Source organism: Pseudomonas sp. MYb193 (genome assembly GCF_002966775.1).
Lineage (GTDB): Bacteria > Pseudomonadota > Gammaproteobacteria > Pseudomonadales > Pseudomonadaceae > Aquipseudomonas > Aquipseudomonas paracarnis.
Genome location: NZ_CP023269.1, coordinates 5,312,175 through 5,338,797, shown reverse-complemented (window position 1 = coordinate 5,338,797; position 26,623 = coordinate 5,312,175). Strand labels below are relative to the sequence as shown.

21 protein-coding genes are annotated in these 26,623 nt (G+C 60.4%); 14 read left to right on the top strand and 7 right to left on the bottom strand.

Features of this window, described 5'->3' with window-relative positions:
• Window positions 1–135: 135 nt before the first annotated feature.
• From katB to radA, 3 genes are read left to right on the top strand one after another with little or no spacing between them, the layout of a single operon-like run.
• Window positions 136–1,677, top strand: coding sequence for a catalase KatB (gene katB / locus CLM72_RS24360; RefSeq protein ID WP_105228589.1), 1,542 nt, complete (start codon window positions 136–138; stop codon window positions 1,675–1,677).
• A 57-nt stretch (window positions 1,678–1,734) separates the two neighbouring features.
• On the top strand, window positions 1,735–2,274 hold the full coding sequence (locus CLM72_RS24355) for an ankyrin repeat domain-containing protein (RefSeq protein WP_105228587.1): 540 nt from the start codon (window positions 1,735–1,737) through the stop codon (window positions 2,272–2,274).
• A gap of 35 nt (window positions 2,275–2,309) precedes the next feature.
• On the top strand, window positions 2,310–3,677 hold the full coding sequence (gene radA / locus CLM72_RS24350; protein ID WP_003194313.1) for a DNA repair protein RadA: 1,368 nt from the start codon (window positions 2,310–2,312) through the stop codon (window positions 3,675–3,677).
• 67 nt (window positions 3,678–3,744) lie between these two features.
• On the opposite strand, the gene CLM72_RS24345 is transcribed toward radA, so the two are convergent.
• Window positions 3,745–4,113 carry a PilZ domain-containing protein gene (locus CLM72_RS24345; RefSeq protein ID WP_105228585.1) on the bottom strand — a complete coding sequence of 123 codons (369 nt, stop codon included), beginning with the start codon at window positions 4,111–4,113 and terminating at the stop codon, window positions 3,745–3,747.
• 174 nt (window positions 4,114–4,287) lie between these two features.
• Here CLM72_RS24345 and CLM72_RS24340 point away from each other — a divergent pair, with 174 nt between their 5' ends.
• From CLM72_RS24340 to yjiA, 3 genes are all read left to right on the top strand, one after another.
• On the top strand, window positions 4,288–6,354 hold the full coding sequence (locus tag CLM72_RS24340) for a carbon starvation CstA family protein (RefSeq protein WP_003194310.1): 2,067 nt from the start codon (window positions 4,288–4,290) through the stop codon (window positions 6,352–6,354).
• 14 nt (window positions 6,355–6,368) lie between these two features.
• Window positions 6,369–6,566 carry a YbdD/YjiX family protein gene (locus CLM72_RS24335; RefSeq protein WP_003194308.1) on the top strand — a complete coding sequence of 66 codons (198 nt, stop codon included), beginning with the start codon at window positions 6,369–6,371 and terminating at the stop codon, window positions 6,564–6,566.
• Between the two features lie 189 nt (window positions 6,567–6,755).
• Complete coding sequence (gene yjiA, locus CLM72_RS24330) at window positions 6,756–7,715, top strand: GTPase (RefSeq protein ID WP_105228583.1); 960 nt, start codon at window positions 6,756–6,758, stop codon at window positions 7,713–7,715.
• Between the two features lie 182 nt (window positions 7,716–7,897).
• On the opposite strand, the gene glyA is transcribed toward yjiA, so the two are convergent.
• Window positions 7,898–9,151: a serine hydroxymethyltransferase gene (glyA, locus tag CLM72_RS24325; RefSeq protein WP_003194304.1), complete on the bottom strand. Its 1,254-nt coding sequence runs from the start codon at window positions 9,149–9,151 to the stop codon at window positions 7,898–7,900.
• Between the two features lie 231 nt (window positions 9,152–9,382).
• Complete coding sequence (locus CLM72_RS24320) at window positions 9,383–13,234, bottom strand: bifunctional diguanylate cyclase/phosphodiesterase (protein WP_105228581.1); 3,852 nt, start codon at window positions 13,232–13,234, stop codon at window positions 9,383–9,385.
• A gap of 285 nt (window positions 13,235–13,519) precedes the next feature.
• Here CLM72_RS24320 and ettA point away from each other — a divergent pair, with 285 nt between their 5' ends.
• A complete protein-coding gene (gene ettA / locus CLM72_RS24315) occupies window positions 13,520–15,184 on the top strand; it encodes an energy-dependent translational throttle protein EttA (RefSeq protein ID WP_014720011.1) in 1,665 nt (554 codons plus the stop codon).
• Between the two features lie 66 nt (window positions 15,185–15,250).
• Here ettA and CLM72_RS24310 read toward each other — a convergent pair whose 3' ends face one another.
• Window positions 15,251–16,180, bottom strand: a complete 930-nt coding sequence (locus CLM72_RS24310; protein WP_105228579.1) for a LysR family transcriptional regulator — start codon at window positions 16,178–16,180, stop codon at window positions 15,251–15,253.
• A 95-nt stretch (window positions 16,181–16,275) separates the two neighbouring features.
• On the opposite strand from CLM72_RS24310, the gene CLM72_RS24305 reads away from it, so the two are divergent.
• From CLM72_RS24305 to gdhA, 7 genes are all read left to right on the top strand, one after another.
• Window positions 16,276–17,469: an MFS transporter gene (locus CLM72_RS24305; RefSeq protein WP_105228577.1), complete on the top strand. Its 1,194-nt coding sequence runs from the start codon at window positions 16,276–16,278 to the stop codon at window positions 17,467–17,469.
• Between the two features lie 34 nt (window positions 17,470–17,503).
• Complete coding sequence (locus CLM72_RS24300) at window positions 17,504–18,325, top strand: hypothetical protein (RefSeq protein WP_105228575.1); 822 nt, start codon at window positions 17,504–17,506, stop codon at window positions 18,323–18,325.
• A gap of 32 nt (window positions 18,326–18,357) precedes the next feature.
• On the top strand, window positions 18,358–19,575 hold the full coding sequence (locus tag CLM72_RS24295) for an MFS transporter (RefSeq protein ID WP_105228573.1): 1,218 nt from the start codon (window positions 18,358–18,360) through the stop codon (window positions 19,573–19,575).
• Between the two features lie 39 nt (window positions 19,576–19,614).
• Window positions 19,615–20,844 carry a pyridoxal phosphate-dependent aminotransferase gene (locus tag CLM72_RS24290; protein ID WP_105228571.1) on the top strand — a complete coding sequence of 410 codons (1,230 nt, stop codon included), beginning with the start codon at window positions 19,615–19,617 and terminating at the stop codon, window positions 20,842–20,844.
• A 24-nt stretch (window positions 20,845–20,868) separates the two neighbouring features.
• Window positions 20,869–21,714: a hypothetical protein gene (locus CLM72_RS24285; protein WP_057711062.1), complete on the top strand. Its 846-nt coding sequence runs from the start codon at window positions 20,869–20,871 to the stop codon at window positions 21,712–21,714.
• Window positions 21,715–21,762: 48 nt separating this feature from the next.
• On the top strand, window positions 21,763–22,653 hold the full coding sequence (aepX, locus tag CLM72_RS24280; protein WP_072448313.1) for a phosphoenolpyruvate mutase: 891 nt from the start codon (window positions 21,763–21,765) through the stop codon (window positions 22,651–22,653).
• Window positions 22,654–23,003: 350 nt separating this feature from the next.
• Complete coding sequence (gdhA, locus tag CLM72_RS24275; RefSeq protein ID WP_034126961.1) at window positions 23,004–24,341, top strand: NADP-specific glutamate dehydrogenase; 1,338 nt, start codon at window positions 23,004–23,006, stop codon at window positions 24,339–24,341.
• Here the strand turns inward: gdhA and CLM72_RS24270 are convergent.
• From CLM72_RS24270 to CLM72_RS24260, 3 genes are all read right to left on the bottom strand, one after another.
• Complete coding sequence (locus CLM72_RS24270; RefSeq protein ID WP_105228569.1) at window positions 24,338–24,835, bottom strand: GreA/GreB family elongation factor; 498 nt, start codon at window positions 24,833–24,835, stop codon at window positions 24,338–24,340. The genes gdhA and CLM72_RS24270 overlap by 4 nt on opposite strands.
• Window positions 24,836–24,891: 56 nt before the next feature.
• Complete coding sequence (locus tag CLM72_RS24265; protein WP_105228567.1) at window positions 24,892–25,248, bottom strand: hypothetical protein; 357 nt, start codon at window positions 25,246–25,248, stop codon at window positions 24,892–24,894.
• 180 nt (window positions 25,249–25,428) lie between these two features.
• Window positions 25,429–26,514 (bottom strand): type I restriction endonuclease, encoded by a 1,086-nt coding sequence (locus CLM72_RS24260; protein WP_105228565.1) that lies wholly within the window; start codon window positions 26,512–26,514, stop codon window positions 25,429–25,431.
• Window positions 26,515–26,623: the final 109 nt, after the last annotated feature.

The window sequence follows — 26,623 nt, the reverse complement described above, 5'->3', positions numbered from 1 at the left end:
CGCTATTTCAGCGGGTTACCAGATTTTTTTCTTAATCGGGCCTGTGGTGTTTTTCTATTTATCTTCTGACGCATAGGTCACTAGCCTCTGGCAAGCACAACTGAATGTGCATTAAAAAAACCAGAGGAAACCTCGATGAACACTCCAATCAGCCGCAGGCCCGTGTCGGCGCGACACGCGCTGGCACTGGTGACCGCCAGCCTGCTTTCCCTCTCCGTACAAGCCGCCAACCTGACCCGCGATAACGGGGCTAACGTCGGTGATAACCAGAACTCCCAGACCGCCGGTGCCAATGGCCCGGTGCTGCTGCAAGATGTGCAACTGATCCAGAAACTGCAACGCTTCGACCGCGAACGCATCCCAGAGCGCGTGGTGCACGCACGCGGCACGGGCGCCCATGGCACCTTCACCGTGACCGACAACCTCAGCGACCTGACCAAGGCCAAAGTGTTCGCCGCCGGTGAAACCACGCCAGTGTTCGTACGCTTCTCGGCCGTGGTGCATGGCAACCACTCCCCGGAAACCCTGCGGGACCCACGGGGCTTCGCCACCAAGTTCTATACCGCCGAAGGTAACTGGGACCTGGTCGGTAACAACTTCCCCACGTTCTTTATTCGGGATGCCATCAAGTTCCCGGACATGGTCCATGCCTTTAAACCGGACCCACGCACTAACCTGGACGATGACTCGCGCCGTTTCGACTTCTTCTCCCATGTTCCAGAGTCCACTCGTACACTGACCGAGTTGTACTCGGACTCCGGCACCCCTGCCAGTTACCGCGAAATGGACGGCAACGGCGTACATGCTTACAAGTTGATTAACGCCAAAGGCGAAGTGCACTACGTCAAGTTCCACTGGAAGAGCCAGCAGGGCATCAAGAACCTTGATCCCAAGCAAGTTACCGAGGTGCAGGGGCGTGACTACAGCCATATGACCAATGATCTGGTCACGCACATCAACAAGGGCGACTTCCCTAAGTGGGACCTGTATGTGCAGGTGCTCAAGCCTGAAGACCTGGCCAAGTTTGATTTCGACCCATTGGATGCCACCAAGATCTGGCCGAATGTGCCCGAGCGCAAAGTCGGGCAAATGGTGCTGAACCGCAACCCGGCCAATGTGTTCCAGGAAACCGAGCAAGTCGCGATGGCCCCGGCCAACCTGGTACCGGGTATCGAGCCGTCGGAAGACCGCTTGCTGCAGGGGCGCGTGTTCTCCTACGCCGATACGCAAATGTACCGCCTGGGCGCGAACGCCTTGCAGTTGCCGATCAACGCTCCACGGGTCACCGTCAACAACGGCAACCAGGACGGCGCGATGAACGTCGGCAAGACCACCACCGGCGTCAACTACCAGCCAAGCCGCCTGTTGCCCCGCGAAGAGCCGCAAGCCGCACGCTACAGCCAGTCGCCGCTGTCGGGCAGCACCCAGCAGGCCAAGATCCAGCGTGAGCAGAACTTCAAGCAGGCCGGTGACCTGTACCGCTCCTACACCAAGAAAGAGCGCGAAGACTTGATCAACAACTTCGGCGGCTCATTGGCCACCACCGATGACGAGAGCAAGCACATCATCCTGTCGTTCCTCTACAAGGCGGATCCGGAATACGGCACCGGCGTGGCCAAGGTCGCCAAGGGCGACCTGGCTCGCGTAAAGGCGCTGGCGGAAAAACTGACTGACTGATTCGTTGGTTGCGGTCGGCGCCTTCACGGGCGTCGACCTTTGGCAGGAGAACACCCTATGCGTATCTCTATCGGTTTACTGATGGTCATGCTGGCCTTTGCCGCTCATGCCGAGTCCCCCGACCCGGTGGCGCTCAAGGCGCAGTTGCAGGACTACTATTTCGACGCTGCCCGTCGTGGCGACCTCGACATGCTCAACACCTTCATAGAGTCCGGCTACGGCCTCAATGCCCAGGATGACAAGGGCTACACCGCGTTGATCCTGGCTGCTTATCACGGCCAGGGCCCGTATGTGGAGCGCTTGCTGGATGCCGGCGCCGACGCCTGCGTCCAGGATAAACGCGGTAACACAGCGTTGATGGGCGCCATCTTCAAAGGCGAGCTGAAAATCGCCCAGCGCCTGTTGGCCACCGACTGCAACCCCGACCAACGCAACGGCGCAGGGCAGACCGCCGCCATGTACGCCGGGCTGTTCAAACGCGTCGAGTTGTTGGGGGCGCTGCAAGCCAAAGGTGCAGACCTGAACGCCGAGGACCCCGTGGGTAACAGTGCTTCACGTTTAGCCAAGGGCGAAATCCGGACCCCAGCGTCGCGCTGAGCTATCATCGCGGTTTTTCGGTTGGAGGTTCTCACATGGCAAAGGCCAAGCGCATGTACGGCTGCACAGAGTGCGGCGCGACCTTTCCCAAATGGGCGGGCCAGTGCTCCGAATGCGGCGCGTGGAACACCCTGACTGAAACCATGATCGAGAGTGGCGGTGCCGCGGCCCCCACCGGCCGTGCCGGCTGGACTGGGCAACAGGCGCAGATCAAGACCCTGGCCGAAGTCAGCGTCGAAGAGATCCCGCGCTTTTCCACCGCCTCCGGCGAATTGGACCGGGTCTTGGGCGGTGGTCTGGTGGACGGCTCGGTGGTGCTGATCGGCGGTGACCCTGGCATCGGCAAGTCCACGATCCTGCTGCAAACCCTGTGCAGCATCGCCAGCCGCATGCCTGCGCTGTATGTCACGGGCGAAGAGTCCCAGCAGCAAGTGGCCATGCGTGCCCGGCGCCTGGGCTTGCCCCAGGACCAGTTGCGGGTCATGACCGAAACCTGCATCGAAAGCATCATCGCCACGGCGCGCATCGAAAAGCCCAAGGTCATGGTCATTGACTCGATCCAGACGATTTTTACCGAACAACTGCAATCGGCACCCGGCGGCGTGTCCCAGGTGCGCGAAAGCGCCGCGCTGTTGGTGCGTTACGCCAAGCAGAGCGGCACGGCGATCTTCCTGGTCGGCCACGTGACCAAGGAAGGCGCACTGGCCGGGCCACGGGTGTTGGAACACATGGTCGACACCGTGTTGTATTTCGAAGGGGAATCCGACGGTCGCCTGCGCCTGCTTCGGGCGGTGAAGAACCGCTTTGGCGCCGTCAACGAACTGGGTGTGTTCGCCATGACCGACCGGGGGCTGAAAGAAGTCTCTAACCCCTCGGCGATTTTTCTCACCCGCGCTCAGGAAGAGGTCCCGGGCAGTGTGGTGATGGCGACGTGGGAAGGCACCCGGCCGATGCTGGTGGAAGTCCAGGCGCTGGTGGATGACAGCCACTTGGCAAACCCACGACGGGTCACATTGGGCCTGGACCAGAACCGCCTGGCGATGTTGCTGGCGGTGCTGCACCGACATGGCGGCATTCCGACCCACGATCAGGATGTGTTCCTTAACGTGGTGGGCGGGGTCAAGGTGCTGGAGACTGCGTCCGACCTGGCGTTGATGGCGGCGGTGATGTCCAGCCTGCGTAACCGGCCGTTGCCCCATGACTTGCTGGTGTTTGGCGAGGTGGGGTTGTCGGGCGAAGTGCGCCCGGTGCCGAGTGGGCAGGAGCGCTTGAAGGAAGCGGCCAAGCATGGCTTCAAACGGGCGATTGTGCCCAAGGGTAATGCGCCGAAGGAGGCGCCGCCGGGGTTACAGATCATTGCTGTGACGCGGCTGGAGCAGGCGTTGGATGCCCTGTTCGAATAATCCGCAACACTGCTGAACCCCTGTGGGAGCTGGCCTGCCTGCTCCCACATTTGATTGATGTGTGTTTTCAGATCTCCAGCAGGGCGCCCAGCTCGCGCTCCAGTTCTTGCTCATCACCCAGGTTCAGCTCAACGAACCTACGCAAATGGCTGATCGAGTCCAGATCAATGTGTTTGCACACAAAGCCCAATTGACCCTGATCTTCATGGGTCAGCCGCGCTTGCATCTTTATATGCGTCTTCTGGTCCAGGCGTATGTCTACCTCAAAGGGCAGCGCTTTATTCCCCTTCCAGTTGTCAGGCCGTTCCGCCAGCAATCCCTTGAGTGACAGATCCACCAGTTTTACCGGCCATTCGCTGCCGCTTTGCCGAAGTTCGGCCGTGGCATCAAAGGCGATCCGGCGAAAACGGCGACGTTCAGACGCATGCTCGGTCATGGTAAAGCCCTCTGTGAATGGGAGGAGTGTAGCCCGGGGCCATCAACGGGCGTTTATTTCGGCTTTTTTTAACGGTTGAAGGCTCTAGACCAACGTAGGGGGCTGGTCTTTGAGGCCAGTAGCGCTAAACTCGGGCTGGCTGTCCTTTCTGTCCACCCTGGCTGGAATATAAAAATGAAAAATAATAATAGCCTGCTACGCCACTTACCCTGGCTGGTGCTGGCAATTGTAGGAGCGTGCGCCCTGGGCGTAGTGGCCTTGCGCCGCGGCGAGGCGATCAACGCCTTGTGGATTGTGGTCGCTGCTGTGGCCATCTATCTGGTTGCGTACCGTTACTACAGTCTGTTCATCGCCAACAACGTGATGCAACTCGATCCCCGGCGGGCAACCCCTGCGGTGGTCAACAACGATGGTCTGGACTATGTGCCGACCAACAAACACATTCTTTTCGGTCACCACTTTGCGGCGATTGCCGGTGCAGGCCCGTTGGTCGGCCCGGTGCTGGCGGCGCAAATGGGCTATCTGCCCGGCACCCTCTGGCTGATTGCCGGGGTGGTGCTGGCCGGTGCGGTGCAAGACTTCATGGTCCTGTTCCTGTCCACTCGTCGCAACGGCCGTTCCCTGGGGGACATGGTTCGCGAAGAGATGGGCCGCATTCCGGGGACCATCGCGCTGTTCGGCTGCTTCCTGATCATGATCATCATCCTCGCGGTGCTGGCGCTGATCGTGGTCAAGGCCCTGGCCGAGAGCCCATGGGGCATCTTCACGGTGATGGCGACCATCCCGATCGCGATGTTCATGGGCATCTATATGCGCTACATCCGCCCGGGCCGCATCGGGGAAATCTCGATCATCGGCGTGCTGTTGCTGCTGGGTTCGATCTGGCTGGGCGGGCAGATTGCCGCTGATCCGGTGTGGGCCAAGGCGTTCACCTTCACCGGTATCCAGATCACCTGGATGCTGATCGGTTACGGTTTCGTGGCCGCTGTGCTGCCGGTGTGGCTGATTCTGGCGCCCCGCGACTACCTGTCGACGTTCCTGAAAATCGGCACCATCATCGCCCTGGCGATTGGCATCCTGGTCACCATGCCTGACCTGAAAATGCCGGCACTCACCCAGTTCATCGACGGCACTGGCCCGGTGTGGAAGGGCGGCCTGTTCCCGTTCCTGTTCATCACCATTGCCTGTGGCGCGGTCTCGGGCTTCCATGCGCTGATCTCCTCGGGCACCACGCCCAAACTGCTGGCCAGTGAAAGCCATGCCCGTTACATCGGTTACGGCGGCATGCTGATGGAGTCGTTCGTGGCCATCATGGCGATGGTTGCCGCCTCGGTGATCGAGCCTGGCGTGTACTTCGCCATGAACAGCCCGGCTGCCATTGTCGGCACCGACGTGGTCACCGTGGCGCAAACCGTCAGCAGCTGGGGCTTTGCAATTACCCCTGAGGCGTTGTCGGCCGTTGCCCACGATATCGGTGAAACCACCATCCTGGCCCGTGCCGGCGGTGCGCCGACCCTGGCGGTAGGTATCGCGCAGATCCTGCACAGTGTGCTGCCAGGTGAAAACACCATGGCGTTCTGGTACCACTTTGCGATCCTGTTCGAAGCGCTGTTCATCCTTACGGCAGTGGATGCCGGTACCCGCGCCGGTCGTTTCATGTTGCAAGACCTGCTCGGTTCCTTCGTGCCTGCGCTCAAACGCACCGAGTCGTGGACTGCCAACCTGATTGCTACCGCAGGCTGCGTGGCGATGTGGGGTTACTTGCTGTACCAGGGCGTGATCGACCCGCTGGGTGGCATCAATACCTTGTGGCCGCTGTTCGGTATCTCCAACCAGATGCTGGCGGGCATCGCGCTGATGCTGGCGACCGTTGTGCTGATCAAAATGAAGCGTCAGCGCTACATCTGGGTGACCATGCTGCCGGCTGTCTGGCTGCTGATCTGCACCACCACCGCAGGCTTCATCAAGCTGTTCGACGCCAACCCGGCGATCGGCTTCCTGTCGCTGGCCAAGAAATACAGCGATGCCCTGGCTAACGGCCAGATCCTGGCGCCGGCCAAGAGCATCGACCAGATGCAACACGTGATCTGGAACGCCTACACCAACGCAACGCTGACGGCGCTGTTCCTGTTCGTGGTGTTCAGCATCCTGTTCTATGCGCTCAAAGTCGGCGTCGCCGCCTGGGGCAATAAAGAGCGTACGGATAAAGAAGCCCCGTTCCAGGCTGTACCGGACGCATAACGAGGATTGCAGACATGTTCAATGACATCAGTCGCCTCGGTAAATACCTCGGTCAGGCCGCCCGCCTGATGGTCGGCATGCCCGACTACGACACCTACGTCGAGCATATGCAAACCAAACACCCGGACAAGCCGGTGATGGACTACAAGGCGTTCTTCCGGGAACGCCAGGAAGCCCGTTACGGCGGCAAGGGTGGGCCCAAGTGCTGCTGACCCGGTAACGCGGGCCAATGCGATACCCCTGTGGGAGCAGGGCTTTCTGTGGGAGCTGGCTTGCCTGCGATAGCATCACCTCGGACTGACGCAAACACCGAGTTGTCTGCATCGCAGGCAAGCCAGCTCCCACAGGGGCCTTTGCTCCCACTTTTGTTTTGTGTTCATTCAATTATCAGGAGAACAGTTGTGTCCTCTCCCATCCCCGTCACCATCCTCAGCGGCTTCCTCGGCGCCGGCAAGACCACCTTGCTGCGCCACCTGCTCAAAGCCGAGCACGGCTTGAAAATCGCCGTGATCGAAAATGAATTCAGTGACGCCGGTATCGACACCCAGCTCTTGGGCGACGAGCCGGTGCAAGTCATGACCCTGTCCAACGGCTGCGTGTGCTGCACCATCCACACCGACCTGACCAAAGCCCTGTACCTGTTGCTGGAACGCCTGGACAGCGGCGAGATCGCCTTCGACCGGCTGGTGATCGAATGCACCGGTCTGGCCGACCCCGCGCCGGTGGCCCAGACCTTCTTCATCGACGAAGAACTGCGCGAGCGTTATATCCTCGACGGCATCATCACCCTGGTGGATGCGGCCCACGCCGAGCATCACCTGACCCAGACCATCGCCCAGGCCCAGATCGGCTTTGCCGACCGCCTGCTGGTGAGCAAACGCGATCTGGTAGACGACGCCAGCTTCGACGCCCTCAGCCAGCGCCTCACCCGCATCAACCGCCGTGCGCCGATTCGTGTGGTGGATCACGGCAAGATTGACCTGGCCGAATTGCTGGATGTGCGCGGCTTCAACCTCAATGCCGGCATGAGCCTGCGCCCGGTCAGTGCAGCGCCTTCGGTCGACCGTATTTCCAGCCTGGTGCTGCGCACCGACCAGCCGCTGGATATCGACCGTCTCAGCGAGTTCATGAACGAACTGCTGCAAGACCATGGCAAGCAACTGCTGCGTTACAAGGGCGTATTGAACATTGCCGGAGAAGACCGACGCATGGTGTTCCAGGGCGTGCTGAAACTCTACGGCTTCGACTGGGACACCGAATGGGCCGAGGGCGAGGCGCGTGAGAGTGTGATTGTGTTTATTGCCGATGAGTTGCCGGAAGACAAGATTCGTGAAGGCTTTGCCAAGGTTTACCAACCCTGACTTGAAATGCATTTCACTGTGGGAGCTGGCTTGCCTGCGATAGCGGCAGATCAGCCCCTGATGGGCTAACTGATAGACCGCTATCGCAGGCAAGCCAGCTCCCACAATTGACTCTATTTCAAATTGAAATTGGTATAAAAAAGCCCGGCTCAAAAGCCGGGCTTTTATTCAAGCAACTGCAGTTACGCGCCGTATACCGGCAGCTTCTTGCAGATGGCCTTGACCTTCTCACGTACCGCGTCGATCACGGCTTCGTTGTTCAGGTCGGCCAGGATGTCGCAGATCCAGCCCGCCAGTTCCTTGCACTCGGCTTCCTTGAAGCCGCGGGTGGTCACTGCCGGGGTGCCGAAGCGCAGGCCGGAGGTGACGAACGGCGAACGTGGGTCGTTCGGCACGGAGTTCTTGTTCACGGTGATGAAGGCTTTGCCCAGGGCAGCGTCAGCATCTTTACCGGAAATGTCCTGCTTGATCAGCGACAGCAGGAACAGGTGGTTTTCAGTACCGCCGGACACCACGTCAAAACCGCGCTCGATGAACACGCTGGCCATGGTCTTGGCGTTCTTGACCACTTGTTGCTGGTAGGTCTTGAACTCAGGCTGCAGTGCTTCCTTGAAGCAGATCGCCTTGGCCGCGATCACGTGCTCCAGCGGGCCGCCTTGGGCGCCCGGGAAAACGGCGGAGTTGAGCTTCTTCTCGATCTCGGCGTTGGCGCGTGCCAGGATCAGGCCGCCACGTGGACCGCGCAGGGTCTTGTGGGTAGTGGTGGTGACCACGTCGGCGTAAGGCACTGGGTTGGGGTAAACGCCCGCAGCCACCAGACCGGCCACGTGGGCCATGTCGACGAACAGGTAGGCACCGACCTTGTCGGCGATTTCACGGAAACGTGGGAAGTCCAGGATCTGCGAGTAGGCAGAGAAACCGGCCACGATCATTTTTGGCTTGTGCTCGACGGCCAGGCGCTCGACTTCATCGTAGTCGATCAGGCCGTTGGCATCGATACCGTACTGAACGGCGTTGTACAGCTTGCCGGAGGACGAAACCGTGGCGCCGTGGGTCAGGTGACCGCCGTGGGCCAGGCTCATGCCCAGGATGGTGTCGCCGCCTTGCAGCAGGGCCAGGTACACGGCGCTGTTGGCTTGGGAACCGGCGTGTGGCTGGACGTTGGCGTAATCGGCGCCGAACAGCTCTTTTGCACGGTCGATGGCCAACTGCTCAACCACGTCGACGTACTCGCAACCACCGTAGTAGCGCTTGCCTGGGTAGCCTTCGGCGTACTTGTTGGTCAGAACCGAACCTTGAGCCTCCATCACCGCAGGGCTGGTGTAGTTTTCCGAAGCGATCAGCTCAATGTGCTCTTCCTGGCGCACGGCTTCTTGCTCCATGGCGGCGAAGAGATCGGCGTCGTACTTGGCAATAGTCAAATCACGGCTGAACATGGCGGTCCTCAAGGATCGGGGGCAGAAAAGGAGGGCATTCTAACCCAATGGGTTTTAGATGGCATATGAAAGGACATCATGTCGCGGACAAGTGGGGCTCATCTGGGGATGGGCGGTGTCAGTACTGGCCCCATCGCAGGCAAGCCAGCTCCCACACTTGATCGGGTTCACACAGTCAAATGTGGGAGCTGGCTTGCCTGCGATGAGGCCCTCAGACTCACCACAGCACTTTCAGTCAAACATGAACAGCGCATCATTACTGAACTGCACCTCAAACCGATTCGCCGGCATCGGCCGCCCGAACAGGTAACCCTGCACCTCATCACAGCCATGCTCACGCAGGAAGTCCAACTGCTCATGGGTTTCCACGCCTTCGGCAATCACCGCCAGGTTCAGGCTGTGGGCCATGGCAATGATCGCCCGGGCAATCTGTGCGTCCTGCTCACCGGAGGGCAGGCCGTCGACGAAGGTGCGGTCGATCTTCAGCACGTCGATAGGGAATTGCTTGAGGTAGTTGAGCGACGAATAGCCGGTGCCGAAGTCATCCACCGCGATGCTCAGGCCCAGGTTTTTCAGGCTGGCGAGGATCTGCAGGGCTTCGTTGACTTCACGCATCAGGATACTTTCGGTCAGTTCCAGCTCCAGGCACGCCGGCGGCAGGCCGGTGTCCTTGAGGATGGTGGCAATGCGCGTGCCCAACTGGCCGTCGGAGAACTGCCGCGCCGAGATGTTCACTGAGACTTTCGGTACGCGCACTTTGTTCTGGTGCCAGGTCTTGAGCTGGCGGCAGGCTTCGCCGATCACCCAGTCGCCCACGTCCACCACCAGCCCGAGCTCCTCCAGTACCGGGATAAAGTCCCCGGGCGGTACCAGGCCACGGCGTGGGTGGCGCCAGCGCAGCAAGGCTTCGGCGCCGGTCAGGCGTTTGCCGTCGCCGCTGAATTGCGGCTGGTAATAGAGTACGAATTCATTCTGGTCCAAGGCGTGGCGCAGGTCGCTTTCCAGTTCCAGGCGCTCCAGGGCGCTGGCGTTCATGTCGGCCTGGTAGAACTGGAAGTTGTTCTTGCCGCGCTCTTTAGCGTGATACATCGCCGTGTCGGCGTTTTTCATCAATTGGCTCAGCTCGTTGCCGTCTTGCGGGCTGAGGGCGATGCCGATACTGGCGGTCACGAAGAATTCGCGGCCCTCCAGCACAAAAGGTTTGACCAGGCTGGCGAGGATCTGCTCGGCCACATGGATCGCACGGTTGAGCGCCATGTCGCGGCTGACCCGTGGTTGCAAAAGCAAGGTGAATTCGTCGCCGCCCATGCGCGCCACGGTGTCGTCCTCGGCCACACAACCGAGCAGGCGCGTGGCCATTTCCTTGAGCATCCGGTCGCCGGCCGCGTGGCCGAGGGAGTCGTTGATCGGCTTGAAGCGGTCAAGATCGAGGAACATCAGCACCACCCACGACTTCTGCCGTTCGGCCGACTGCAACGCGGTGTGCAGGCGGTCCTGGAACAGGGTGCGGTTGGGCAGGTGGGTCAGGGCGTCGTAGTAGGCCAGGCGGTGGATGCGCTGCTCACTGGCCTTGCGCTCGCTGATATCGCTGAAGAAGCATACGTAGCTGGCCAAGTCGCCTTCATCGTCGAACACGGCGGTAATGCCGACCCAGGCCGGGTAATGCTCGCCATTGAGACGCTTGAGCCACACTTCACCTTCCCAGGTGCTGTGCTGGTGCAATTGCTTGAGCACATAACGCAGATGGGCTTCCTGCTGCTCATCGACGGTGAGCATATTGGGCAACTGGTCGAGCACATCGCTCACCGCATAGCCGCTGACCCGGCTGAACGCCTCGTTGGCCTGCACGATATAACCGGCCGGGTCGGTGATCAGGATCGCCGAAGTGGAATGTTCGAACACCGTGGCTGCCATGCGCAGGTCTTTTTCGGCGCGGCGTTGCTGGCTGATATCGCGGCCCACGCCGAGGACGCCTTCAAACGCGCCATGTTCATCCCACACCAGCACCAGGCGCAGCTCAATCGGCACCTTGCGCCCGTCGGCGCGCAGGCAGTCGAACAGAAACAGTTGGGTCTGGACTTCATCACGCAAGGTGTTCAAGGCCTCGGGGTTGCCGAGGGCGCGGCTGACCTGTTCCATCAGGCTGTAAATGCCGGTCAACTGCTGAGGGTTGGCAACGATCGACTGCCAGCCGTTCTTGAACACCCAGTCCACGTCATAGCCCAGGACGGTGTTGACCGAGGGGCTGATGTAATTGAGGGCCAGTTGGCTGTCGGTGGAGCAGATCACGTCGCTGATGCTTTCGGCCAGCATCCGGTAGCGCTGTTCACTGTCGCGCAGAGATTCGCTGGCCTCGATCTGGTCGGTAATGTCCTTGGCCACGCCGATGATCCGGGTGACCACCGTAGAGGTATCGCGGGCCAGGGCCTGTTCGCGGATATCGAAGCGGCGCCACTGGTTATTGCGGTGACGAAAGCGCAGTTGGCAGTGCAGTTGGGTCGTGTAGCCGACCTGGCGTTGCTGTTCGCGCGCGTCATGGTAGTGCTCGGCGTCTTCGGGGTGTAGCAGGATTTCCCAGAAGTACTCACCCATTTGCTGCAGTTCGGCTTTGTTGTAGCCCAGGGTGTGGCCCAGATGGTGGTTGCTGAAAATCATGCGCTGGCTGATCACGTCCTGCACATACAGGTGATCGGGCACGGTGCGCACCACATCCGACCAGAAGCTTTCACGCTCCACCAGCGACAACTCGATCAGCTTGCGGCTGGTGATGTCGCTGATGCTGAGAATCACGGCCTTGACGTCATCCTGCTGCTCCGGCAAACGCATCACCAGCCACAGGTACTGTTCGTTGCCGGCCACGTCGTTGAGCTGGATTTCCAGCTCCAGCTGTTTTTGCCGGGTCAGTACGGCCTCCAGCACCTGATAGCCGATGGACGTGGCATTGCTCGGGCAATCATCGATCAGGCGTTCCCACGCCTGCTCGCAGGACGCGACGTTCAGCAGGCGCACGGCCATCTGGTTGACCTCGGTGACGCGCAACTCCTTGAGCAGTTGCTTGCGCTCCGTGGGGTTGGCCTGCAACCAGGCGAGCAACTGCTCGCGGCTTTGCACCTGGGTCTTGTTGCAAAACGCCTTGAGCCCCGACAGGTCCAACACGCACAACGCGACGCCGGTGCCTTCGAAGATGTCCTGGTAGCGTCGCCGGCCTTCATTCACCTGGCGTTGGCGGCGGCGCATGTTGAGCAGCACGATCACCGGGATCAGCGAAAACGCCAGGCCCAGCAGGCACTTGCCGATAAAGGCCGGCAGTAGTTGTTCCAACACCGCGCTGCGGTCAAACATGCCGCGCAGTTGCCAATCGCTTTTGCTCAACGGCGTGACCAGCACGCTGCGGTTCAACTCTTCCGGCGTCAGGGCGCCGGACCACTGCGCCGGCATGCCGCTGTCACGGCTGACCACACGATGGTTCAGGCTGTTCTCGATCGCCCACATCGGGCGCTGGCCCTGGACATCCTGGCGCGTGAGGTTGGCCAGATAATTGGGCGCCAGGCGCAAGGCCCAGTACACCTTGGAGCCACCGCTGGGTTGGTGCAGCAACAGATAGATGACCGTGCCGTCATTGTCGTTGCTCAGGTAGTAGGACTGGGCGTGACTGCGCTTGACCAGGTCTTCGAGCAGGGCACTGTCTTGGCTGCCTTCGGCAGTGTCGCTGATCAGTGCGCCGCTGGGGGCGAGCAGGGCGAAGCTGCGCAGGTCCGGCAGCGAGCGCTGCAACGTGCGCATCAGGGCCTGCTGCTGTTCGGGGTTGCGCGGCGGCTCGACAATCGGCAACAGGTTCAGGGCGATCTGCGCGCTCAGGGCCATGCTCTGGCTGATCTGCTCGGCCAGGTCGGCACTGTAGTCGATGGTGTATTGCTGTTGGTTTTTCTGGTTTTGCTGCAATTGGTCCAGCAGTTGCCAGAACAACAAGGCGAGCAACAGCAGGACAAGCGTCGCCAACGCGCCTTTCAAGGTGCCGTGCAGGGGCGCTCCCGGCGCAATATGAGCGGCGCGCAAGGGCGTGGGCGGCGTGACGTTGGACAAACTGTGATCCTGCGGTTTGGCTGGACTGGCGCGCGACGTGCACTATAAGCCGGACGCCCGAAGGGCGGCTAGCATGCCTTGAGTTGTGGCAAAGTGCCAGTCCTGCCTGGCTGGACTGCCCCAGCGCATTCAGGTAGCTTTGCCGGTTACGCGGGGGCGTTCCAGCCCCAGACACTCAGGCTTTTTTTGCTCGCTGGCATTGATGATAGTCAAAGGCCCGCGCGGCGCATGGCCTGGCACGGGCTTCGTCCGCTTAATTCATCAGTCACTGACGCTAGGTTCACCATGGCTCAATACGTCTTCACCATGCATCGGCTGGGAAAAGTTGTTCCGCCGAAGCGGGAAATCCTGAAAAACATTTCGCTGTCCTTCTTTCCAGGCGCCAAGATCGGCGTGCTCGGCCTCAACGGTTCGGGTAAGTCCACCCTGCTGAAAATCATGGCGGGCGTCGATACCGAGTTCGAAGGCGAAGCCCGCCCGATGCCGGACCTGAACATCGGTTACCTGCCTCAAGAGCCGATCCTGGACCCGACCAAGACCGTGCGTGAAGTGGTCGAAGAAGCCGTCAGCGTGATCAAGGACGCCCAGGCCCGCCTCGATGAGGTGTACGCCGCCTACGCCGAACCGGATGCCGACTTCGACAAGCTGGCCGCCGAACAGGCCAAGCTCGAAGCGATCCTGCAGGCGGGCGATGGCCACAACCTGGAGCGCCAACTGGAAGTCGCCGCCGATGCGCTGCGCCTGCCAGCCTGGGACGCCAAGGTCGAACACCTGTCCGGTGGTGAGAAGCGTCGTGTGGCCCTGTGCCGCCTGCTGCTGTCGGCCCCTGACATGCTGCTGCTCGACGAACCGACCAACCACCTGGACGCCGATTCCGTCGCCTGGCTGGAGCATTTCCTCCACGATTTCCCGGGCACCGTGGTTGCGATCACGCACGACCGTTACTTCCTGGACAACGTCGCCGGCTGGATCCTCGAACTCGACCGCGGCGCCGGTATCCCTTACGAGGGCAACTACTCCGGTTGGCTGGAAGCCAAGTCCGACCGTCTGGCCGCCGAATCCAAGCAGCAATCGGCCCACGAAAAAGCCATGAAGGAAGAACTGGAGTGGGTGCGCAAAGGCGCCAAGGCCCGCCAGTCCAAATCCAAGGCCCGTCTGCAACGCTTCGAAGAAATGCAGTCGCAGGAATTCCAGAAGCGCAGCGAAACCAACGAGATCTACATCCCGGCCGGTCCGCGCCTGGGTGACAAGGTCATCGAGTTCAAGAACGTGACCAAAGGCTATGGCGACCGCGTGCTGATCGACAACCTGTCGTTCGCCATGCCAAAAGGCGCGATCGTCGGCGTTATCGGTGGTAACGGTGCGGGTAAATCCACACTGTTCCGCATGCTGATGGGCAAGGAAACCCCGGACTCCGGCAGCATCGAGATCGGTGACACCGTGCAGTTGGCCTGTGTGGACCAGAGCCGCGACGACCTCGACGGCAGCAAGACTGTGTTCCAGCAGATCTCCGACGGTTCCGACCAGATCCGTATCGGCAACTATGAAATCCCGTCGCGCACTTACGTCGGCCGTTTCAACTTCAAAGGCGGCGACCAGCAGAAGTTCGTCAAGGACCTGTCCGGTGGTGAGCGCGGTCGCTTGCACCTGGCCCTGACCCTGAAAGAGGGCGGCAACGTCCTCCTGCTCGACGAACCGTCCAACGACCTCGACGTTGAAACCCTGCGTTCCCTGGAAGAAGCCCTGCTGGACTTCCCGGGCGCCGCCATTGTGATCTCTCACGATCGGTGGTTCCTTGACCGCGTCGCGACCCACATCCTGGCGTACGAAGATGACTCCCAGGCGGTGTTCTTCGAAGGCAACTACACCGAGTACGAAGCCGACCGCAAGAAGCGCTTGGGTGAGGCCGCTGCCCAGCCGCACCGTGTGCGTCACAAAAAACTGGCCTGATGCTGCAATAGCCGCAGCAGCCTGTTGAAAAAATACCCCTCACGCAGGGGTATTTTTTTGCCTGCGTTATACCGGAAGCGTCGTGGGCGCCAGGTCCGGGCGGCTGCGCAGCAATTCTTCGACTACCCCCATGAACGCCTCGACCAACAATGAGCGTGACGGTGAGCGCGTGAGTATCAGCAGGTGTACCCAGGCTTCGGGGTCTGCCAAGGGGCGGTAGACCACGCCTTTCCTGGCCAGGGTTCGGGTGCACTGGGGCACGAGCGAGACACCTTGGCCTGCCGCCACCAGGGCGATGATCGAGGTGATCTGGCGCCCCGCAGGGCCCGGGCGCAGCGCCAGGCCACGGCGTTGATACAGGTGCTCGATGGAGCCGTTGAGGCCCGAACCGTAATCGCTGGGAAACAGAATCAACGGGTACTCACTGAGCTGGGCGAGGGTGACTTCGCTCTGCTCCGCCAGCGGGTTGTCGCTGCAAAGAGCTGCCACCAACGGTTCTTGCCCCAAGGACAAAGCCTCGACGCCGGTTTGCCCAGCCTCCGGCAGCAGGCGGCTCATGCCGACGTCGATGCGCCCGTCCAGCACGTGCGTGTGCAGGCTGCCGGAAGCGCTCTCCACCAGGGTCAGTTGCACATCGGGAAAACGCTGGGCGAAGGCTTGCAGGGTTTGGCTGAAGAGTTCCGACAACGCGATCGAGCTGGCATAGCCTACGACCAGTTGGCCGGTCGAGCCGGCAGCCAGTTTGGCGGCGATGTCTTGTGCAAGCCTGGCGTGTTCCAGCGCTGCGCGGGCATACGGCAAAAAGTGCTGGCCTTGGGCGGTCAGTGTGACCGTGCGACTGGTGCGGTCGAACAGGCGAAAGCCAAGCTCGGTTTCCAGGGCCGAGATCTGCCGCGTCAGAGGCGGCTGGGCAAGGTGCAGGCGCTGGGCCGCACGGCCGAAGTGCAGCTCTTCGGCGACCGTCAGGAAGTAACGTAACTTGCGTAGATCAAGCATTCTGTTTCCTGGGTATTGATCGGTCCGAATTCGGTATTGGTGTTCGCTGCGCTGGGTATTCTATAAACATCCTCGACTATAAGACGAGAGGCCACATGAACCCGCGCATGCATCACGCCCGCTTCGCCGTGTTCCTGTGTGGCTGTGCGGCGTTTCTGAATCTCTATGCGACACAGAGCATCCTGCCTGCGTTTGCCGAAAGCTTCCAGGTGAGTGCCCGGCAGGCAGGGTGGAGCATCACGGTGACCACGCTGGCGGTGGCGGTGACCGCGCCGTTTGTCGGGCGCCTGACCGGCCGTTTCGAGCAGCGCACGGTGATTGCCGTGGCCGCGTTGCTGCTGGCGCTGCCGACGCTGCTGACGGCCTATGTGGACAGTTTTGCCGAGCTGCTGGTGTGGCGTTTTGTCGAAGGGATGTTGATTCCCGTGGTGTTCGCCACCAGCGTGGCTTATATCGGTGATCGCTGGCGTGCGGCCACGGTCACCGAGATCACCAGTTTGTACGTTGCGGGGACGGTGCTCGGTGGGTTTGCCGGGCGCTTTGTCTCGGGTGTCATGACCCAATATGTGGGCTGGCGCGAAGCCTTCGAACTGTTGGCGGTGATTAGCCTGCTGGTCGGCCTGCTGATTGTGTGGCTGTTGCCGGCCAATCCGATGGCGCAGCCCGGCGTTGCGGCCGTGGGCATGCACGGGGTGCGCCGGCTTCTGCGCAAACCCTTGCTGGCGGCCTATGGCGTCGGTTTCTGCGTGCTGTTCTCCCAAGTCGCAACCTTTACCTATGCCGGGCTGTATCTCAGCCAGGCCCCGTTCAACCTGGGCGCCGCCGCCTTGGGCACTTTGTATGCGGTGTTCCTGCTGGCGCTGGTGGTCATTCCTGTTGCGGGGCGCTTGAGCAAATCGCGCCCACAATCGCAGTTACTGACCGGCGCTGTGGCGCTCGGCATCTGTGGCTCGGCGCTGACATTGTTACCGTCCCTGTGGCTGATCGTGTTGGGGCTGGCCCTGAGTTCGACCGGCGTATTCCTGGCACAGGCATCCGCCAATGCGTATATCGCCACCACGGCAGGCCCGGACAAGTCCGGCGCCGTGGGGCTGTACCTGACCGGCTATTACCTGGGCGGCAGCGCCGGCGCCGTGGCCCCGGCCATGCTTTGGAATCAATGGGGCTGGCCGGGCTGCGTCGCGTTGGTCGCAGGTTTTCAGCTGTTGTCGCTGGCGATTGCCGTGCTGGGCTGGAAACCGGTAAAGCCCCAGGCCCTGATCGCCGGACAGCGCGGCAAACCAGCCTGATTTTTCATCCAATAAAGGACTATGAGAGGTGAACATGACTAACACCGTGATCAAGCGCAGCCAGTTGTTGAAGCTCATCGAACCGGTATTGAACGACATGCCGGCCGGTGCCTTGCGCCACGCGCTGTTCGAAGCCTTCTGGGCTCAGGAAGACGCGCTGGTGGATATCGAAGACGCTTTTGCGCGACTCACCTCGCGTCGGCATTCGCCGGCGGTACTGCGCAAGTTCTTCGCCAGTTGGTCCAAGACCAATAATTCGGCGGCCAGTGTGTCCGGCCTGGCCAACCGCATTACCTTGCTGGCGCGCTCCGATGAAGGCTCCGCCGCCGCGCAGTTGTACCGCGCCTGCGGCAGCCTGCAACGCATCACCGATGAAGATCTGGGCGCGTTGGGTAATACCTTGCACGCGGACCTGTTCTACACCATGGCCACCGCGCTGTGCGGTGATGACCAGTGGATATTGAAGGACAATTGCCTGCCCTCGGCACAGGCGTTCAAGGACTGGACCGACACCCGCCGCCTGCGTGATCGCGACCTGCTGCAGGGGTTACTGACCACGTTGATCCACGAGGTGTACACCCACGGCGAAGTGGAATTCATCCACCCGTTGTACTCGCAGTGGTTCGTGCGGGACATGGGCGTGCCGCCGGAGAAATCCCGGGCGACGGTGGCCTGGGTCACGGTGCACACCGGCGGTACCGAGAGCAACCATTTCGCCCATGCGGTGGCGGCGGTGAATGAGTTCACCACTGCCATGCAGATTGAAGTGGACCCCGCCACGGCGCGCGACATTTTTGCTCAATACCTGCAGCGTAAAGCCAGTGTGATGAGCGACTGTGCGCAGTTGCTGGGTTAACCCGGCGTTTTGCCTGAGAGCCTCTGACCCAGATGAACACCCTGAAGCAGACCGCAACGCCATCGTTGTCGCCGCCTGATCCGGTCAGCGTGCGTCGCCGCGCTCTGGTGGCAGGCTGCGGCGCGCATGCCGTGCACGATGGGCTGACCGATGTGATTTATGTGCTGTTGCCGATCTGGCAAGCGCAGTTCGGCCTCAGCTACGCCCAGATCGGCCTGTTGCGCGGTGCTTACGCGGGCATGATGGCCGGTTTTCAGTTACTGGCCAGCCGTGCTGCCGCACGCTGGGGGCGTGAACGCTTGCTGGTAGGTGGCACTGCGTTGGCGGGCCTGGCCTACCTGCTGGCCGGCCAGGCTGGCGGGCTGGGCGTGTTGCTGTTGGCGCTGCTGCTGGGCGGGCTCGGCGCGAGTACGCAGCACCCGCTGGCCTCGTCGTTGATCACCGATACGCACGAGGCCGGCGGGGGCGTCAAACAAGCGCTGTCGCAGTACAACTTCAGCGGCGATATTGGCAAAACCCTGATTCCGGGGTTGATCGGCCTGTTGCTGGCGGTCATCAGTTGGCGCGCCAGTGTCACCCTGCTGGGTGTACTCGGGCTGCTGGCGGCAGGCCTGTTGTGGTGGCTGATCCCGGCACGCGCCGAGGCTTCGGCGGCGCCGGTGAAAGCCACCCGTACGGGCGGCGGCGCCGGCTCCGCGAGCGGCCTGCGTGCGCTGATCGTGACCGGCACGCTGGACAGCGCCGTGCGCATGGGTTTCCTCACGTTCCTGCCGTTTTTGCTCAAGGCCAAGGGCGCCGGGCCTGCGGGCATCGGCCTGGCGCTGACCATGCTGTTCGTCGGCGGCGCCTTCGGCAAATTGCTGTGCGGTTACCTCGGTGCGCGCATCGGCATGATGAAAACGGTATGGGCCACGGAGTTCACCACGGCCGTGCTGATCGTCATGGCGGTGTACTTGCCCTACGCCGGCTTGATGGTGATGTTGCCGCTGCTGGGGCTGGCGCTGAACGGCACGTCGTCGGTGCTGTACGGCGCAGTCCCGGACTTGGCAGGGCCGGGCAGGCGCGACCAGGCGTTCGCCGTGTTCTACACCGGCACCATCGGTGGCGGCGCCTTGGCGCCGGTGCTGTTCGGCAGCCTTGGGGATGCCACCGGTGTGCCCATGGCCGTCCTGTTGTTGGCCGCCACCCTGTTGCTGACCTTGCCGCTGTCCTGGCGGGTTCAGCAAGGGTTGGAGGCCCAAGCCCGGTAGGGCGAACGAATTTTTCAGCGTGTTCTGGCAGGTATAACAATGAATAACAGTGAACCCTCTGCCGTGTCATTGCCGTTGTCCCAGCGTGCGCAACGTCTCAGCGCACCCGGCACGTCCAGCATGCGCAGTAAAGCCAATGCCTTGAAAGAAGCCGGCGTCAACGTGGTCAACTTTGCCGCGGGCGAATTGTCCTTCGATGCCTGCCCGGTGATGAAAGCCGCCGCGGCCGATGCGCTCGCCACTGCCCGCAACCGCTATACGCCGCCTATCGGCCTGCCCCAGCTTCGCCACGCGCTGGCGCAGCAGGTCACTCAGCGCTGCGGGGTGAGTTACGCCGCCGATGAAATAGCGGTGACCGCGGGTGCCAAGCAGGCGCTGTACAACGCTGCAATGGTGCTGCTCAATCCGGGGGATGAAGTCATCGTCGCGGTGCCGTACTGGGAAACCTTCCCCACCCAGATCCAACTGGCCGGTGGCGTTCCCGTCTATGTCGACACGGCTGCGGATGACTATCGCCTCACCTGCGCAGCGGTCCAGAAGGCCCTGACCCCGCGTACCCGGATGATTGTGATCAACACCCCGAACAATCCGACAGGCACGGTTTATCAGCGCGAAGAACTGTTGGGTATTGCCCGGCTCGCCTTCGCACACAGGCTTTGGGTGGTGTTCGACGAGTGTTACCGCAAACTGGTGCGCGCGCCCCATGAACATCACAACATCGTGTCGCTGTTTGCGCCGCTCAAACATCAGACGGTACTGGTCGATTCGTTTTCCAAGAGCCACGCGGTCACCGGCTGGCGGGTAGGGTATGCGTGCGCGCCCGCCCCAGTCATCGCCGCCATGCACAACCTGCAAGGGCATACGACGTCCAATCCCAGCAGCCTGTCCCAATATGCCGCGCTCGGCAGCCTGATGGCGGACGCGCCGCACTTTACTCGCCAGGTCAATGCCTTCCTCGACCAGCAATTGCTCGCGGCCTGCACCTGCCTGGGGCATGTCGACGGCATTCGGTGCGCCCCGCCGGAAGGGGCGTTCTATCTGTTTATCGATGTGTCCCGCAAGTTGGGGGGGCGCTACCTGGGCACCGTTATTCGTGACGTCGACCACTTGGCCGATCTGTTATTGACCGAGGCCCATATTGCGGTAGTGCCAGGCTCTGGCTGTGGTGACGGCAACAGCATCCGTATCTCCTACGCCGTTGAGCGTGAAGCGCTGATTGAGGGCCTCACACGCTTCGCTCGTTTCATGTCAGAAATCGTTGCGCATTAACCCCACCTTAAAAGGATATGAGCCGTGGAAAATCTGAGCCGCCAATTTATCGGGTACGTGAACCAGGCGCTGGTGGATGTCGAGGACGGACATCTGGCCCAGGCCCTGCTCAGCGGTTTCAACAGTCAAACCGCCGCGCTGGACACGTACTGCGAGACCTATGTCGACATGACCTCCAGTAATTGGAGCGAGTCGTCACTGTGTACGTTCTTCTGTGGCTGGCGTAGCCCGGACGGCGCCGCCCATGCCGTCTCGAGCATCATCGTGCGCATCCTCCAGGAGTCGGCATCCCTGGCGGACGACGCCCGATTGAAAATGCTCGAAGCGGCGGCCCATTGTGGGGAGATCATTGTCGAGGACATCGGGCTGGGTGAAATGCATGGGCATCCGCACCACTCCAAACTGTATTACCGCATGGCTTCGGCCATCTGCGGCTCCGATGATTGGCGCCTGCAAGACAAATTCCTCAACCCGATTACCAAGGAATTCTCCGGTTGGGTGGGGGAAAAACGCCCATTGGCGCCGCAACTCATCGAAGCGCTGGAAATGATGGCCATGACGGAGTTGTTCAATACCGGCGAATACAACCTGATGACCCCGCTATGGAAACAGTGGTTGCGCGATGTGCGGGGCTATAGCGCCGGTGAGGCCAGCCGCGTCGCGAGTTTTCTCAGTGTGCATTGCGGCAGCGTGGAAGCGCGCCACTTCAAGCATGCCGCAGAGGCGTTGCGGCTGTATGCCAGCGCCACCGGGCAGGCCGTGGATTACGCGCGTATCGCACGGCTCTCCAGGGAGTACGTGGCCAGGGCCTGCGAACATCTGCAAAAGATGGCGTCGGTGCTCAAGTGCGAACAGCCCGCCTGGGATTGAGGCTGTCCGATAACCCTTGTTGTGCCGCTGATAAGGAGCCTGAACCCTATGATGGATACCGAAGCGCGCCGACGTCCTCTGTCGGCGCTATTGGATAGCAACCGTTGCCTACGTGTACTCGAAGCCCATAGCCCGATATCGGCGTTGCTCGCGCAGCGCGCCAGGCTGGAGATCAGCCCCGGGCATACGGTGGGGTACGACGCCATCTGGTCGAGTTCGCTGACCGACTCGACCCAGCGCGGGCTACCCGACATCGAAATTCTTTCGCCCAGTAACCGATTGCCGGGGATTCGCGAAATATTCGATGTGTGCTCGCTGCCGCTGATCTTCGATGCCGATACCGGCGGCAAGGCCGAACATTTCGCGATTCATATCAAGATGCTGGAGCGCGCGGGCGTCTCGGCGGTGGTGATCGAAGACAAGTGCGGCCTGAAGAAGAACTCACTCTTGGGCATCGAGGTCGATCAGGCGCAGGAGTCCATCGAGGCCTTTTGCGCCAAGCTCCAGGCCGGCTGCACGAGTCGCACCGGCTCAGGGCTGATGATGATTGCCCGGTGTGAAAGCTTGATTCTGAATCGCGGCATGGAAGAGGCGATGGCGCGGTGCCTGGCGTATGTCGAGGCGGGGGCGGATGGCATCATGATCCACAGCCGCAAGCAGGATGGCCTGGAAATCCTGGAATTCGCCCGGCAGTTTCGCCTGCAGCGGCCCAGGGTACCGCTGATTTGCGTGCCGACCAGCTATGTTCACCTGAAGTTCGAGGTGCTGGAGCGAGCAGGTTTCAATGCGGTGATTTATGCCAATCACATGTTGCGCAGTGCCTACCTGGCCATGCGCGATACCGCCGTCGGCATACTCGCCAATGGCAGGACGCTGGAGCTGGAGCCACGTTGCCTGGGCATCGACGAGATACTCGACCTGGTGCCCGGTACGCGCTAGAGACATGCGCGGGTCTGTGGGCAAATGCTGTGGGAGCGGGCTTGCTCGCGAAGGCGGTGTGTCAGCCACTGAATCTTGAGCTGAACCACCGCTATCGCAGGCAAGCCAGCTCCCACATTTGATCGAGTACACCGGTCATGTGGGAGCTGGCTTGCCTGCGATAACGGCCTACCTGTTGGTGCAAAACTCAGAGTGAAATCCCCATTTAAGGGCAAAAAAAAGCAGTTATTTATACTTATTGCACCATTTAATTTCACAAAAGCGACATCTTGCCCTGTCACGGTGCGAAACGAATTGATAAAGTCCGGCTCATTCTCTGTTTAACAACAATCAATTTGCCGAGACTTTTCATGACCGAATCCGTCGATTCCTTCCTTGCCCGCCTCAAGAAACGCGACCCGGACCAACCGGAATTCCACCAGGCTGTAGAAGAAGTTTTGCGCAGCCTGTGGCCCTTTCTTGAAGCCAACCCGCACTATCTGACCTCGGGCATCCTGGAGCGCATCTGCGAGCCGGAACGCGCGATCACGTTCCGGGTGTCGTGGGTGGATGACCATGGCAAGGTCCAGGTCAATCGCGGTTTCCGTATCCAGATGAACAGCGCCATTGGGCCCTACAAAGGTGGCTTGCGCTTCCACCCTTCGGTCAACCTGGGTGTGCTGAAATTCCTCGCCTTCGAACAGACTTTCAAGAACTCCCTGACCTCGCTGCCCATGGGCGGCGGCAAAGGCGGCTCGGACTTCGACCCCAAGGGCAAGAGCGACGCCGAAGTGATGCGCTTCTGCCAGGCATTCATGAGCGAGCTGTACCGCCATATCGGTGCGGACGTGGACGTACCGGCCGGTGATATCGGTGTGGGCGCACGGGAAATCGGCTTCCTGTTCGGCCAGTACAAACGCCTGAGTAACCAATTCACCTCAGTGCTGACCGGTAAGGGCATGACCTACGGCGGCAGCTTGATCCGCCCGGAAGCCACCGGTTTCGGCTGTGTGTATTTCGCCGAGGAAATGCTCAAACGCCAAGGTCAGCGCGTTGAAGGCAAGCGTGTGGCCGTGTCCGGCTCCGGTAACGTGGCGCAATACGCGGCGCGCAAGGTCATGGACCTGGGCGGCAAGGTGATTTCCCTCTCGGACTCCGAAGGCACCCTGTACGCCGAAAGCGGCTTGACCGAAGAACAATGGTCGGCCCTGCTGGAGCTGAAAAACGTACAGCGTGGGCGTATCAGTGAACTGGCCACACGTTTCGGCCTGGAGTTCCGCAAAGGCCAGGCGCCGTGGGAACTGGCCTGCGATATCGCGCTGCCTTGCGCCACCCAGAACGAACTCGATGCCGACGCTGCGCGCACCTTGCTGCGCAACGGCTGCCTCTGCGTGGCCGAAGGCGCGAACATGCCGACCACGTTGGAGGCTGTGGATATCTTCATCGACGCGGGCATCCTGTTTGCGCCGGGCAAGGCGTCCAATGCGGGGGGCGTGGCGGTGAGCGGCCTGGAAATGTCGCAAAACGCCATGCGCCTGCTGTGGACCGCAGGGGAAGTGGACAGCAAGCTGCACAACATCATGCAGTCGATCCACCATGCCTGCGTGCATTACGGTGAAGAAAACGGCCGTATCAACTACGTCAAGGGCGCGAACATCGCGGGCTTCGTGAAAGTGGCTGACGCGATGCTGGCCCAGGGTATCGTCTAGGCTTCGGGTTCGATGCGCAGCACTTCGATCAACTGATCGCCGACGGGGCGCTGCCACAGCACCTCGTCGCCCACCTGGGCGCCCAACAAGGCACGGCCCAGGGGCGACCCCCAGTTGATCAAGCCTGCGTTGGCATCGGCTTGGTCTTCACCGACCAACTGGATGCGCTGCTGTTCGTCCTGCTCGTTGGCGAACGTGACCCAACTGCCGATCTGCACCTTGTCGGTGGACGTGGCCGGCGCGACTACCTGGGCGCTTTGCACCCGTTGGTTGAAGTAACGCAGGTCCCGCTCAAGGCCAGCCTGGCGCTGTTTATCAGCCTGTTCGCCCTTGGCGGCTTCGTCGCTGTGCTCCCCTTGCAAATGCGCCACCTTGGCCTGCAATTGCGCCAACCCATGCGCGGTCAGGCGGTTAGGTTGCGCGCTGACCTGACGCTCCACCGGCTGATCAGCCTGGGCCGCGGCGTTATCTTCATTTACAAAAGCTCGGCTCATGGCGTTCTCCTTCCTATGAAGGTTGGGCCACGTTCGCTGCCTGATCGTTCCCACGATCAGCGTGAGCGATAGGCTTTGGCGGCGTCACGATCTTTTTCCTGCTGCCAATCGCGTTCGCGGTCGTCCCTGCGGTTTTCCTCGTAATCGCGCAGTTCCTGGCTCTCACGCATGGCCTTGCACTGGCGAAAGCCATCTTCCCAGCCTTCGGCGTAAGGCCGGTCTTTGAGGTAGCGCGGCACATTCTTGCGAAACGCCCCGGTAATCACCCCAGCGGCCTGGCGACCGCTGCTGCAACCGTCGTCAAAGCCATCGGCGAAGGCGGGTGGGTAACCCTTGGCCAGCAATTCCTGATGGGTTGACTGGCAACCCGACAACCCCACCACAGCGCACAGCATGACCACATACCGCCACATGGCGTACTCCCTGGCCGGTTAACGGCTGATAAGGGAAGTCTAGAAGGGGATTTGTTTAAGCGGCGTGAAGAAAAGGTGAGGAGGGTGTTTGGTTCATTCTGTACCTATGGAGATGGAGCAATCTGTCTCGCCATAGGTACAGGGTGTGGGGTTGCGCTAATATGAGCCTGCTTTCAGGTGTCAGTCGTAATAACCCACTGTCTTTTTCAGTTGATCGGCATATTCGTAAATCTCATCGATGGACGAAATCGCATGCCGCGTTTCATTTTTTTCCTCGTCGAATATGCCCAGGTATTTCTGGCTGCGATTGAAGTGAAGACGGCAAATCGGCTTACGGTTGTTATCGTCTAGCAGAACTCCAAAATAGCTCTGGGTATCCCTTTGTATGATTCGTTTTGCATCGACTACTGAGCGTACAACGGCCCGGACAATGTGATAGCCCTCCAGCTCTTCCAACGTAGTCAGAATTTTATCTTCTGTCTCATCTCGGTTTTGTGCGTCTGTCTTCGGGCTGTTTGTAACGGGTATCGATGCTAGCGAGGGCTGAATAACGCCGCTCATTGCGGACTTCAGACGATCGTTAATTTGATCATTCAAAAACTGAGCTAATGCCTTACGGGTCAGTTCGTAAAATTGTTCGCGAACCTTTTGTGTGATTACGCCCTCGTAGACACGGGAGGCGAAAAACTTCACAAAATCATCTTCTGGTTTGCTGACTTGGGTACCGATGAGCTTTTTCAATTGGCTAACGTATTTTAATTCCCCAGCAGCATTGATGATTGAGTCTACATCGAACGCTGATTTGGTGAGCTTGATCAGTTCAGGTACTGAGTATTCATCAATATCCAGTAAGTCCAGTTCCAAAAACGGTTTTTCGTCCATTTTATTGGGGGCGTCCAAGTCGGTAAAGAACCTGTAGACCTGACCGTTGGTGAGGATAGATATTCTTGCGCTTGTGACGTGAAAGTATCGAAAGAGCTGCGAGGCGTGATTAATATTCAGGGACTCGCCGATCTTTTTGCATTCGATGAGTATTTGTACCTCACCGTCCTTCATGATCGCATAGTCGATCTTCTCGCCTTTCTTCGTTCCAACATCACAAACGAATTCAGGCATCACTTCCAGTGGATCAAACACGTCGTAGCCCAGCACCGTGTTGATAAAAGGCATTACGAACGCATTTTTTGTAGCTTCTTCTGTTTGAATGGCTGGGCCTTGCAATCGAACCTTTGCTGCCAGACTGGTGAGCTTTTCAAAAAAATCCATAGTGAGCCTCTTACCTTTTCAGATCCGTGTGTAGGTTGGTGGCAGTTTGATATCCAACCAAGACTAGACGCAAACCCTCATAAAGCTAGGTCATAAGGAATAAGTTTCC